The sequence below is a fragment of the Xenorhabdus sp. KK7.4 genome, assembly GCF_963876465.1.
GTDB lineage: Bacteria > Pseudomonadota > Gammaproteobacteria > Enterobacterales > Enterobacteriaceae > Xenorhabdus > Xenorhabdus stockiae.
This window is the reverse complement of record NZ_CAWNQF010000024.1, coordinates 131,359-144,837: the sequence shown is the minus strand read 5'-3', so window position 1 is coordinate 144,837 and position 13,479 is coordinate 131,359. Positions and strand designations below refer to the sequence as shown.

At 42.3% G+C, this 13,479-nt stretch carries 12 protein-coding genes; all 12 read left to right on the top strand.

The annotated features are described in order from the left end of the window. Positions 1 to 1,656: RHS repeat-associated core domain-containing protein (locus AACS90_RS04275; protein WP_305847168.1), on the top strand; the 1,656-nt coding region annotated here is incomplete at its 5' end. Positions 1,657 to 1,818: 162 nt separating this feature from the next. Next, positions 1,819 to 2,715, top strand: coding sequence for a hypothetical protein (locus tag AACS90_RS04270; protein ID WP_099121841.1), 897 nt, complete (start codon positions 1,819 to 1,821; stop codon positions 2,713 to 2,715). 560 nt (positions 2,716 to 3,275) lie between these two features. Next, positions 3,276 to 4,109, top strand: a complete 834-nt coding sequence (locus AACS90_RS04265) for an alpha/beta fold hydrolase (RefSeq protein ID WP_099121840.1) — start codon at positions 3,276 to 3,278, stop codon at positions 4,107 to 4,109. 525 nt (positions 4,110 to 4,634) lie between these two features. Continuing rightward, complete coding sequence (locus tag AACS90_RS04260) at positions 4,635 to 5,930, top strand: D-tagatose-bisphosphate aldolase, class II, non-catalytic subunit (protein ID WP_099121839.1); 1,296 nt, start codon at positions 4,635 to 4,637, stop codon at positions 5,928 to 5,930. Further along, entirely contained in the window at positions 5,927 to 7,123 is a 1,197-nt protein-coding gene (locus AACS90_RS04255; RefSeq protein ID WP_099121838.1) for an SIS domain-containing protein, read from the top strand. Before AACS90_RS04260 ends, AACS90_RS04255 begins: the two co-directional genes overlap by 4 nt. Before the next feature lie 14 nt (positions 7,124 to 7,137). Next, a complete protein-coding gene (gene agaV / locus AACS90_RS04250) occupies positions 7,138 to 7,620 on the top strand; it encodes a PTS N-acetylgalactosamine transporter subunit IIB (protein ID WP_099121837.1) in 483 nt (160 codons plus the stop codon). Positions 7,621 to 7,631: 11 nt separating this feature from the next. Continuing rightward, positions 7,632 to 8,423: a PTS N-acetylgalactosamine transporter subunit IIC gene (gene agaW / locus AACS90_RS04245; protein WP_099121836.1), complete on the top strand. Its 792-nt coding sequence runs from the start codon at positions 7,632 to 7,634 to the stop codon at positions 8,421 to 8,423. Then, the gene (locus tag AACS90_RS04240) at positions 8,413 to 9,309 is read left to right on the top strand and encodes a PTS system mannose/fructose/sorbose family transporter subunit IID (protein ID WP_099121835.1); all 897 of its coding nucleotides are present in this window, start codon (positions 8,413 to 8,415) and stop codon (positions 9,307 to 9,309) included. The genes agaW and AACS90_RS04240 overlap by 11 nt, the downstream gene beginning before the upstream one ends. Before the next feature lie 9 nt (positions 9,310 to 9,318). After that, entirely contained in the window at positions 9,319 to 9,786 is a 468-nt protein-coding gene (gene agaF / locus AACS90_RS04235; protein ID WP_099121834.1) for a PTS galactosamine/N-acetylgalactosamine transporter subunit IIA, read from the top strand. A gap of 9 nt (positions 9,787 to 9,795) precedes the next feature. Next, on the top strand, positions 9,796 to 10,650 hold the full coding sequence (locus tag AACS90_RS04230; RefSeq protein ID WP_099121833.1) for a tagatose bisphosphate family class II aldolase: 855 nt from the start codon (positions 9,796 to 9,798) through the stop codon (positions 10,648 to 10,650). Between the two features lie 245 nt (positions 10,651 to 10,895). Next, a complete protein-coding gene (locus AACS90_RS04225) occupies positions 10,896 to 11,576 on the top strand; it encodes a DUF7424 family protein (protein WP_099121832.1) in 681 nt (226 codons plus the stop codon). A gap of 478 nt (positions 11,577 to 12,054) precedes the next feature. Next, the gene (gene tnaA, locus AACS90_RS04220; RefSeq protein WP_099121831.1) at positions 12,055 to 13,461 is read left to right on the top strand and encodes a tryptophanase; all 1,407 of its coding nucleotides are present in this window, start codon (positions 12,055 to 12,057) and stop codon (positions 13,459 to 13,461) included. Positions 13,462 to 13,479: the final 18 nt, after the last annotated feature.

The following is a 13,479-nucleotide window of genomic DNA, read 5'->3' as shown; positions in this document are numbered from 1 at the left end:
TTCAGTTACGCGAATCCGGCCGACCCCTGCCAGCTGACGAAAATCACCCATAACCACCCGGCCTATCCGGCCACGATTGTACTCACTTACGATAAAGCCGGGCGGCTGATTGAGGATGAGTCGCATCGAATGCTGGCCTATGACGGGCTGGGCCGGCTGGCCTCCGTCACGCAGGCGGGGAGCACACAGACTTACGGTTATGATGCCAGCGGGCGGCTGGCGTTGCAGCGGCGGGACAAGGCGGACACCCGGGAGCTGTATTATCAGGGGGCGAGCCGGGTGGCGGAGATTCAGCGGGAAAGTGGCGCGGTTACGCGGCTGGTGCAAGCGGGCAGTACGCCTGCGGCGAGTGTCACGGCTGACGGCGTGCATTTACTGGGCACCGACGGGCCGGGCAGTGTGCTGTTAAGCCGTCACAATGACCGGACCTCGCGTTTTCGCTATACCCCGTACGGGCAGCAGGCGGTGGCGGACAGTGACCCGGCTTTACCGGGCTATAACGGGGAGCGGCAGGACCCGGCCGGAGGCGGGTATCATCTGGGCAACGGCTACCGGACGTATAACCCGGTCCTGATGCGGTTTACGGCGCCGGACAGCCTCAGCCCGTTCGGGGCCGGGGGACTGAACCCGTATGCGTACTGTCTGGGTGATCCGATCAACCGGACCGATCCGAGTGGGCACATCAGTGTGGGCAGTATTCTGGGAATAGCGTTAGGTCTGTTTGGAATGGCCGCGGAGTTGGCCGCGGCCATTCCAACGGGAGGGGCTTCCCTGACGCTGAGTGGGGCGATTTTGGCCGGGGTTGGTTTTTTAGGGGCGGCGACCGGGCTTGCCAGTGCTGTGACAGAGGACAGTAATCCGCAGGCGTCTGCTGTTTTGGGCTGGATTTCAATGGGATGCGGGGCGGCCAGTCTGGGTAGTTTGGCACTTGGTAAAATGGTTCGGGGCATGCGGCAAGCTAGCTTGAGTCATATGCTGACGGAAGAGACTGCAGAGATAGCAGAAAGGCCAGAGAGGATTGCTGTAAGCGGACCCCCTTCTCCGAGAATAGAACACGTTCAATTACTAGGACGTGTGGCTCAAGAAGATTTGAGTGAAGAAAGACAAAGTGCTGTTTACGTATCTACGAGCGCTTATTTTGCTCTGGCAGTACGAATGGGAGATGTTCAGGAAATCATAAGTCCTGTAGGTAGTAATTTTCATACATTGCAACTTACTCTTCCTGCGGCTGACGCTGGCTTTTTTTCTGCTTTAGACGGGCTGGGTTTTGATACAACTCAAGAAGTAAGTAGAATAAATAATCTGGTAGATGTGGGTGGGAGTATTGGAGCGGTAGATATTGGAATTGATACAATATACCATTTGTATACACCTATCATAAATGTAAATAGTCGTAATGGTACTGAATTTATTAATGCGTTTCGGTATGACTTACAAGCCCGTAGTCAGATATATAGTGCTAGAGATATCCAAGAGATACAGCGTGCGTGGGCAGCAAACGGATTTTCTTATACTTTTGACAATCTTTTATGGCGAAATCTTCGATATAATTATCCTAATATATTTTATGGGGAACTACAGATAGCAAAAATACAGGGCATAGACCATAGAATTCTAGATATACATCAAATTTATCAGAGGTATTTTTTTAGCTGAAAACACTGATAAATGATTATAGATGATTATCTTAATACTACTGCCAAGTGTTTTTTGTATTAGTCGTTGTTATCGGTTTATTAAAAATTTTCATGTTCTGAAAGATCCATAGAACTAAAATCAATATTCAAGGGATTTTAATGATTTAATTGGAGGTTTTATATGATTGATTTTAAAGATGACGATAAATATTCATCTTGGAATGGGATTTCTGATTTAAAAATTGGTTTTCGTCAACTAAGTAATAGTGAAAATATATTTTCCAATGGAAGGCATAGGGTATTGATTGATGTTCATATAACACCAAAGGATAAAAATGATATGAATATATCAATACCAAATAAGATACTATCTAAAAACACTTGGCTCATTGACTATAATACAGGTGAAAAATTGTCCTTTGACGTTTCTGAGAATGATGATTTTACATGGGGATATACAGATGAGCCTAATGAATTTACTGCTATTATTATTCCCAGTAGTGTTTCTTTAATGAATTCAAGGGAGCAGGCTTCAAATTCAATAAAGAAATCAAATTTTATAAATACATTAACTTATTATGTATACTGCGCACCAACAGAGAGTAATCACATTAAACAAATAGGCGTGTTGGTACAGGCTCCAGACGGTGAGCATTCTATCTCATATGGCGGAGATTTTGATGGTGTATCTGCATTTTTACAATTAACTGCGATTAGTGAAATATTTTATGATATGTCCCATATAAAAATGGATAGTAAAATCATTATTACCCACTATGGTGAGCCTGGTTGGATACAAGAGAACACATATGTGTCTATCAGTCCAAATGATCAGTATGGAAAACGTCATATTATGAAATTAGAATATGATGGTGGAAAGATTGATTCTATTCACCAACTTTATTCTGAAGATGAATATCATACAGTTTATTATGCCCATTTCCTTTGGTCATTGGGAAAAGAAAAGACTGTTTCCATAGGGAATGCTATATGGTTTAATCTACCAGTTAATTTTCCTATAGATATAACAGTTCGGCAGAAGGTTGGCTTCCTTTGCTTTTGTTATATTGGTAGATGATTCAACTTTTCCTGAGGTAAAGGATTATTGGTATCCTGAGTTCTATATTACTATTTATGATCAGTACGGGAATAAAGGTCGTTTTTTAATCGCGCCAAATAATAAGAATGATGAAGAAAAAGAAAAAATCCATCTTGTTGATAGTTAAATAATTTGGTCATAAAGAACATGGTTTTGGAAATGTATATTAACTAAAATGGCAATCGGGTATTCTAGGGGGCTACAGTTATATGGCTCCTAGATGAAATGTGGTGAAATCTAAATTATATATTTTTTATAATAGTAACATATCTTCTCAAGTAGAGAAATATCTTTTATTTTAAATAATAAAAAATAACTTGAGATAAGATGGTTATAAATTATTTATGATTTTGATAAATCGATTCTTTACATTATTTATTTAAAAATCATTGATGAAAAAGATCAGTTGTATATGAATGTTATTCATTGAGATGCGAGTAAAAATACCGTAGAGTCATGCTAATTTTATGAAGGCCTGTTGTTAATAACTTCTTCCTATATAAAGACTACTCTGTTATTACCTCATCAGGAGATAAATCATGGCTGCTACACACAATGGTATTCACTACTATAATGTATCAACCCGTTATTCTCGTATTTCAGTATCAGATTCTGGCGGTAACGGGTTACCTGTTTTGTTTATACATGGCAATTCAAGTAGTAAAGAAATATTTTGCCATCAAGTAGAGTACTTTAAAAAGAATTATCGGGTTTTGGCTCTTGATTTACCGGGGCACGGGGCATCTTCCAATGCCAGTGAGCCCCGTAAGGCATATTCAATGCCTGCCTATGCCCATACTGTTATTGAAGTACTGGAAAAGATCGGCATAAACAGAGTTGTTGTTTTTGGCTGGTCATTAGGTGGGCATATAGGGCTGGAAATGTTGGCTCTGTTTCCCAAAATGATTGGGTTGATGATTTGTGGTACACCACCTGTAGCCGCCGGTAAAGATAATGTCGCACTTGGTTTTCGTCAGAGCGAACATATGGGGCTTGCCGGTAAGGCTGATTTTACTGAAGAGGATGTGAAAAATTATGCCTATGAGACAGTAGGTATTAATGCGCCTCATGATCAGTTTATTCTTGATGCGGTGGCGAGAACGGATGGTTTATCACGCCAGTATATGTTTGAAGCCTTTACTTCTCCACAGGCAACAGATCAACGATTATTGGCTGAAACGAGCAAAATACCTTTGGCTATCGTCAATGGGAGCGGAGATCCGTTCATCAATGCGCAGTATATCGAAGGCCTGAATTACCAAAATCTTTGGCAGGAGCAGGTTATTAGTTTGGCAGGTGTGGATCATGCTCCGTTTTGGGAAGCTCCGACCCGATTTAATCCTATATTGGCTGATTTTCTTTGTGATTTTTAATCTATTCGTTTAATTAGCGGCTGGGAATTACCTGCATTATTTATCTGGATATATCCATGTAAGCGCCCAGCCTAAAATTAGTCAGACATATGAGACTTTTTATTGTTTTGTGATTTCCATCACTTGGACAATTCTGTAATTTTTCTTATTAATTTTCGACAAAATATATCGTTTAATATTGTCATAAATTTTCTAGCTTATTGAATATCCCAATTATAAATCTTTGGTTAAAATTTATTAAAAGAAATTATGTTTTGTTTTTATGTGAAAAATAAGTATTTTTTCCACACCTTTCCGAAAAAATAAACTTTTAATCAGGATCACAGTTTCGGTTGTTTTCCTTTGCTGTAATGTTTCCGTGTTATTAATACCAATGCTTAATCATTTTCTCCCGTCATTTTTGCTTATCACTTTTTGCCCAACATACTGATTACTCAAGCCCATAAGCGCCGTGTAGTGCAGTAGCAGAGATTAAGAATGACACTAAAAATTAGTCTATTTAAGGTATTGGAGACATGAAACATTATGCAATCGCTATTACAGCTTATCCATCGACATAAATCGGGTGAATCAGTCGGCATTTACTCTATTTGTTCCGCTCATCCCTGGGTACTGGAAAGTGCACTCCGGTTCGCTAAAGAACGGGGAACTTACGTATTGATTGAAGCCACATCCAATCAGGTTAACCAGTTTGGTGGCTATACCGGAATGAAGCCCGCTGATTTTCGTAATAGAGTCTGGGAGATCGCAGATTCAGTCGGTTTTCCGAGAGAAAAAATATGGCTGGGAGGAGACCATCTGGGGCCTAACGCCTGGCAGGATCAACCAGCTGAAGAAGCGATGACATTTGCAGAAACCCTTATTTATGATTATGTCGCTGCTGGCTTTCGTAAAATTCATCTCGATTGCTCCATGTCCTGCGCCGATGACCCTGTTCCATTGACTGACGACATTGTGGCTAAACGGGCAGCCCGTCTTTGTCTGGCTGCCGAACAAAGCTGGCAGAACAATGGTGGTGAAAAACCGGTTTATGTTATTGGCACAGAAGTTCCTGTCCCGGGGGGAACGACGGAAGATGTTGTGGATGAAATGCAAGTGACCACCTCTGTTTCTGCGGCATCTACACTGAAAATTCATCGGGCAGAATGGGTGAAAGCACATCTGGCACATGTTTGGCCGCGAGTCATTGCATTGGTTGTGCAGCCGGGTGTTGAGTTCGGTAATCACCAAATTGAACATTATCAACCGGAAAAAGCGTATTCGCTCAGTCAGTATATCGCGACACAGCCGAATATTGTTTATGAAGCCCATTCAACGGATTACCAGACACCACAAACTTATCGCAATCTGGTTCGTGATCATTTTGCCATTTTAAAAGTAGGTCCGGCACTGACCTTTGCCCTGCGGGAAGGGCTGTTTGCCCTTGATAAGCTGGATCGCGAATGGAATGGAGAATCAGAGGCTGTTCACTTAAGTGAAACACTGGAGCAGGTTATGTGCAGTCAGCCGGAATATTGGCGTTCGTACTATAAAGGCAATGCTCATGAACAGCATCTTGATCGCCAATATAGTTTTAGTGATCGCATCCGCTACTACTGGGCCAATTCTGAAGTTGAATCTGCTGTTGAAAAGTTGATCTCTAACCTGCGGCGCAGACCGCTTCCTCTTTCCATGATAAGCCAGTATCTGCCTGAACAGGCCAAAGCCATTAATGCAGGTAGTCTTGCTTATGATGACCCCAAATTATGGGTTATGGACAAAATCCGACAGATACTGAGGGATTACGCAGAGGCTTGTGAAGCAGGAGGGATTGCATTATGACGGCTTTTTTCCCTTATTCAACTCAGTGGTTGACTGAACATCAGGCACATCATACAGCGGAAGAGATCCAGCATCAGCCCAGATTGTGGCGTACTCTGTATCATGAACTGCAACACAACCAGCCATACTGGCAACCTTTTCTCCAGCAGTTGCTCATAAAACCGGGTTTACAGATCATTTTGTGTGGAGCAGGGTCTTCGGCCTTTGTGGGGAGGGCGATTGCTCCCTATCTGCGTAAAATCTGGTGGTCTGAGGCAAAATTGGGTGGCGGAAATAAATGCGGGCCTGATATTCAGGCCATTGCCTCCACTGATATTGTCCCTGCTCCCCTGCAATATCTGGATACGGCTAAACCCACTTTACTGGTTTCTTATGCCCGTTCAGGTAACAGCCCTGAAAGTATTGCTGTCATTCAACTGGCTGATTCTCTCCTGGCTGATTGCCATCATCTGATCCTGACTTGTAATCCGGAAGGGGAACTGGCTCGTTATGCTGAGAACAGAAAACATGTTTGTTCGTTAATTATGCCGGAAGGGGCCAACGATCGTAGCTTTGCCATGACTTCCAGTTTCAGCTGTATGGCGATGGCAACGCTGTTACTTTTAGGTGAGCGGACTTTTGATATGACAAAGCAAAAAGATGCTCTGGAAAGAGTAGCTGCGCTGTGTGAAATACAGGCGCCTGGCTGGCAACCGCTTATCCAGCGAATTATCGGGCTGGGATTCAAGCGAATGATTGCGCTGGGTACCGCCGGTTTTGCGGGTATTGCTGAAGAAGGTGCGCTCAAAATGCTGGAATTAACCGCAGGCCGGATAGCAACGCGTTATGACTCTTGCATGGGAGTACGGCACGGGCCGAAGTTTATGATTGACCATGATACGCTAATGGTTGTGATGCTCTCCGCTGATCCCCATTGCCGCCATTATGATATCGATTTGCTCAATGAACTCAGACGCGATGGTCTGGCAAAACAAATCATCGTCCTAACTAGTCAGCCTCACCCTGAATCTCTGGAAATTCCTACAGATTTACCGGATAGCTGGCTTATTTTTCCGTATTTACTTTTTTTTCAGCTACTGGGTTTTGAAACCTCACTGGCGCTTGGCCTTTCCCCCGATAACCCATGCCCGACAGGTGAAGTTAACCGGGTAGTAAAAGGCGTTCAGATTTATCCCTATACCCGATCAGAATAGTAAAAGGAGTTCTCATGTCTACCCCAAATATCCTATTAACCCGTATCGATAATCGCTTGATACACGGGCAGGTTGGCGTTACCTGGGCAAATTCTCTGGGTGCCAATCTGGTTGTGGTGGCGAATGACGAAGCAGCAAATGATCTTGTTCAGCAGTCTCTTATGGACATGGTGATGTCTGATGGTGTCCAGACCCGCTATTTTACTCTGCAAAAAACGATTGATGTTATTCATAAGGCTGCTGAACGGCAGAAAATTTTCATCGTTTGTAAAACACCGCAGGATGTGCTGACGCTCGTAAAAGGTAATGTTCCAATCCATTTTGTAAATATCGGAAATATGCATTTTTCAGAAGGAAAAACGCAGATCCATAAAACAGTTGCTGTTGATAAAGGGGATATTGAGACTTTTATCGAATTACAAAAAAGGGGTATTCCCTGTGAAATCCGTCGTGTACCGGATGAATCGGGTGAAGATATCGCTAATCTTCTGAACTGAGGGGTGTGAATATGTTTGTTGACGCACTTTTGATCTCAATACTGGCAGGGATTGCAGGGATTGATTTATTCAACGGATTGACACATATCCACCGCCCGGTTGTTATCGGGCCGTTGGTCGGACTGATTTTAGGGGATATCCAGACTGGGTTATTAGTTGGTGGCGCGTTAGAACTTGTCTGGATGGGAATGGTGCCGCTGGCTGGAGCCCAACCCCCCAATGTTGTGATTGGCGGGATAATCGGGACGACTTTTGCCATTCTCACACAGGCAGACCCTAAAGTCGCGGTGGGTATTGCAGTGCCTTTTGCTATCGCTGTGCAGGGCTGTATCACACTACTGTTTACCATTTATTCACCGATGATGCACAAATGCGATCAGATGGCAAAAAAACGTAACTGGCGCGGGATAGAATGGGTTAACTATTTTGGTCTCATTATCCTGTTCTGCTTCTATTTTATTGTTGCCTTCCTGCCTATCTACTTTGGTGCAGATACTGCCAGAGCCGTTGTACAACAAGCACCAAAATGGCTGCTTGATGGTCTTTCTGTTGCGGGTGGCATGATGCCGGCTATTGGTTTTGCTCTGTTAATGAAAGTCATGATGAAAAAAACCTATGTGGCTTATTTCATTCTGGGTTTTATTTCGGTCACTTTCCTTAAATTGCCGATCATTGCTATCGCGCTGGGTGCACTCGCAATTGCTTTGATCGATTTTTTCAATCGTACTCGTGACGATAATGGGAACCCGCAAGGTACATCATCACAGTCAAATTCCGCAGAGGAGATGCAAGATGGCATTTAATAAACTGGATAAGGCAGTGTCTGAAAAAAGTCGCAAGCATGGAAAGGATATCGCTCAGGATGGTAACTCAGCCGATCGTGATGACTATATCGATATGACACCGGCAGAAGATTTAACTAAACGTGAAATCAACGTCATGGCTTTGCGTTCTTTGTTGTTACAGGCTTCTTTCAATTATGAACGTATGCAGGCCGGAGGCTGGCTCTACACGCTCATCCCGTCGTTGCGTAAGATCCACAAAAACCCCGACGATTTGACTAGTTCGATGAAAATGCACATGGAGTTTCTCAATGTCCATCCGTTTGACGTGACTTTCCTGTCTGGTCTGGTGTTGGCGATGGAGCGCAGTAAAGAGAAAATTTCCACTATTCGCGCGGTAAAAGTTGCCCTGATGGGACCATTAGGCGGAATAGGTGACGCGCTGTTTTGGTTAACATTATTGCCAATCTGTGCGGGTATCGGAGCGTCATTAGCGTTACAGGGCAGTATTCTGGGTCCTATTCTGTTCCTTCTGATGTTCAATGTTGTGCACTTTGCACTGCGTTTTGGTCTGGCACATTATGGTTATCACACCGGCACCAAAGCGATAACCATGCTGAAAGTTCATACAAAAAACATTTCTCATGCTGCTTCGATTGTCGGTATGACGGTTATTGGCGCGCTTGTTGCTTCTTATGTCCATCTTTCGACACCTTTTGTTATGAAGGCTGGTGAGGCAAAAATCGCATTGCAGACCGACGTCCTCGATAAACTGATGCCAAATTTGTTGCCTCTCACCTTTACTTTGCTGGTTTATTGGCTGATGAAACGCGGTTTCTCGCCAGTAAAACTTATCGGTATCACAGCCGTATTTGGGGTTGTTGGTAAATTGGTGGGATTTTTATAAGGAAAAAACATGCTGGGTATTGTAATCACAGGACACGGGATGTTTGCCAGTGGTCTGCTACAGGCGGTGGTGCAGATTATTGGTAAACAGTCGTCATGCATTGCCATTGATTTTCCCGATGGTATGACCACAGAGCAACTGTCTCAGGAATTATATACCGCCAGAGAGGCGTGTGATTCGGGGAAAGGGGGGATTTTTCTGACAGATTTGTTGGGGGGTTCTCCTTTTCGTCAGGCGGCTCAGCTGGCTTTAATTCACCCTCAGTGGCAGGTTATTACGGGTACGAATATGCAACTCGCTGTTGAAATGATGATGGTACGTGATGAGATGAATGCGGTTGAGTTTCGTGATATGGCACTGAAATGTGGGCATCGCGGGCTGACCAGTCTGTGGCACCAGCAGCAACAGCAACAGCAGCAACAACAGCAACAGCAAGTAAAACAACAGGTATTACCTGATGACATAGATGGTATCTGAGGAGTCCGTATGTTTTTAATCTCTAACAGTAAAATGTTGAAAAAAGCCCAACGGGAAGGTTATGCCGTTCCGGCATTCAACGTCCATAATCTGGAAACGGTGCAGGTTGTGGTTGAAACAGCGGCAAAAATGGAGTCTCCGGTCATTCTGGCCGGAACTCCGGGTACCTTCACTTATGCAGGTCTTGAATACATGGTTTCTATCTGTAAAGAAGCCGCGAAAATCAATAAACTCCCGCTGGCACTACATCTTGATCATCATGAAGATATCAATGATATCCGTCACAAAGTAGAAACAGGGATCCGTTCAGTTATGATAGATGGCTCTCATTTCCCTTTCGAAAAAAATATATCTACGGTGGCTGAAGTTGTACGTTTATGTCAGCGTTTTGATGCCAGTGTAGAAGCCGAGCTGGGAAGGCTGGGAGGGCAGGAAGATGATTTGACAGTTGACAGTAAAGACAGTTTTTATACCGATCCATTAGCCGCGAAAGAATTTGTTGAACGAACCGGAATAGATTCATTGGCAGTGGCCATTGGCTCTGCTCACGGGCTTTATCACGGAGAACCTCATCTGGATTTCTCACGTCTGGAAGAAATTCATCGTCACGTAGAGGTTCCATTGGTTTTACATGGGGCATCCGGCATACCGGAGGAGATGATCCATAAATCAATTGCACTGGGCATTTGTAAAGTCAATGTCGCAACAGATTTAAAGATTGCTTTTGCTGATGCGGTAAAAGCCTATTTCGCTCAGTATCCTGATGCTAATGATCCAAGAAAATATATCACACCAGGTAAAATCGCGATGCAGAAAGTAGTAGAGAAGAAAATTACTATCTGTGGTAGTGCTGGGAGGGTATAGGTTTCATATACCTTCCATCTTTCTTTTAAATTTCCTCTTGTTGTTAGCTAAGTTAGCTCACCCCAGCCACATAATCATTTATGCTCTTGGAGGTTCTTTCTCTTGTTACTGAGACGAAACTCAAGATTTATTGAGTATATGTTAAGGTCTTGATCGATGTCACAAAAATAGTGAAAACCATAAGCTAGTTACTACTGGATATGATAACTATATGAAAGTACTTTGGTTATCTAAAGGTATTCAAAATGAACAAATGGTTAGCGATTGCAAGCTCAGTGCTTATCCTTTCTGGTTGTAAGGTCGATGTTGAAACGAAAGTGAATACGGATGATCTTACCTCGGTTGAACATAAACTGGTTAAGGGCAACATCGATATTGAAGTGTCATCCTGTAATGACTATGAAGATTCACGTAAAGAATCAAAGAATATCATTGAGTTAAAAAAGAAAATTCCTACTATTTTTAAAAATGCCGAGTATGTAGAGTGTTATCGTAAGAAATTTGATTCCTATGCACATTTCACTATTCCTGTTGCTGTGGGGGTATTACCGGAAAACGGTCTAAGTAATGATGCAGATGTCTTTATTCTTTCTAATGAAAAGACCTATGCGGGTGCGCTGATCCCAAAAGATGTGCTTGAGAAAATCAAAAAGGCACAAAAAGACATGATGGGAAAACTTGATATCAGAATGACTATTATTCTGGAAAGAGGAGCCAAACCCGTACCAACACTGGTTAGTTTTGGCACTTATGTGACAAGCGCGAAAAATAAAGATTATCCGGCTGTAGCACATGGAGTCAACCTAGCGAAGGAAATGAAATTCAGATTATCCGATGTTTCCAACTCAGCTTTATCTACGGGTGAACTTGTTCCTTTTCTTGTCACGCCTGACTATTTTGATTTCTTACAGGCAGCTAAAAAATAGTTGTTTATGCCCTGAACTAAAATAATTATTTCCAATAATGAGGCCGCAGGAATGCGGCTTTAGTCTATTAATGTTTTGATGATTTATGACTTCTGCTAAATATAGTATAAATAAAAGAGAGTGATTGTTTCTTTATTCACTAAATGCCATGAATTATAGTTTTATTATTTTATGATAAAAAATATTATATTGTTTGTGAGTTAATTTAATTAAGTTGTTATTTTTTTGGTTATGTACTACTCAGGTTGCTTAATCTATATTAATGCCGTAAGAGAATAGTTTATGTGATGTATTTTTAAAGTTCGGTTCGGTAATAATTATCGAGTATTATTACTTTCCTTTCTTATCATGACCACTATTCTGAGTGAAAATAATTTCATATTATAGTCAAACGTTATGATTTTTATATGAAAATCATGATGGATTTTTAATTTATATCATGTGATTTATTGTTATTTTTATAATTAGAGATATTAAAATGAAGCGCATTCCTGAGCCTTTTCGTATTAAAATGGTAGAAAATATCCGCATGACAACACGTGCAGAACGTGAAATTGCACTGGAAGCGGCAGGGTATAATCCGTTTATGCTGCCTTCTGATATGGTGTATATCGATCTATTGACTGACTCTGGCACTGGCTCCATGAGTAATCAGCAATGGGCTGGGATGATGATGGGCGATGAGGCTTATGCCGGATCTCGCAATTATTATCATCTGGTGGATAAAGTTAAAGAATTAATTGGATATGCGCATACGGTTCCGACCCATCAGGGCCGTGGTGCTGAGCAGATTTTATTTCCTGCTCTGATCGAAAGGAAAAAATTAAAAGGCGGAGCGCAAAACCCAGTATTTATTTCTAACTTTCATTTTGATACTACGATGGCGCATGTGGAATTAAATCATGCGAAGGCTATCAATGTTGTTACAGATAAGGCTTTTGATACCGGCAGTTATTATGACTGGAAGGGTGATTTTGATATTGATTTACTTCAACACACAATCAAAGAACAGGGTGAAAATAATGTAGTCGCCATCATAGTCACAATAACTTGTAATAGTACAGGTGGTCAGCCGGTTTCTCTTGCTAATATGAAAGCTGTGTATGAAATCGCAAAACAGTATGATATTCCGGTGGTCATTGATTCAGCCCGTTTTTGTGAAAATGCCTGGTTTATTAAGCAGCGGGAACAAGGTTACGCAGATAAGTCAATTAAAGAAATCGTCAGGGAAATGTATCAATATGGCGATATGTTGACTATGTCGGCAAAAAAAGATCCCATGGTGAATATCGGTGGCCTTTGCTCTGTTCGTGATAATGAAGATCTATTTAATGAGGTAAAAATCCGCTGTATTCCAAATGAGGGGTTTGTGACTTATGGTGGGCTTACCGGGCGTGATATGGAAGCACTGGCGATTGGGCTTGAAGAAGGTATGGATGAGAATTTTTTGTCTTATCGCATTCATCAGGTGACTTATTTAGGTGAACAGCTAAAAAAGGCGGGTATTCCTATTCAATATCCGGTTGGTGGGCATGCTGTCTTTGTGGATGCAAAACTATTTTTACCGCATATTCCAAGCGATCAATTTCCGGCTCAGGCATTGAATAACGCGCTATATCTGGAAGCGGGTATCAGAAGTGTAGAAATTGGTTCTTTACTGCTTGGGCGCGACCCAGATACCGGTAAACAAAAAGAATCACCGATGGAACTGATGAGACTGGCTATTCCTCGCCGCGTCTATACCAATGATCATATGGATTATGTCGTTGAAGCCTTTATTGAATTAAAACAGCATGCTGCTGATATTCGCGGGTTAATATTTACTTATGAGCCGCCAGTGTTGCGCCACTTTATGGCTAAATTAAAGCCGGTTTCTGATAATTAAGTCATATACTGGGCTTCA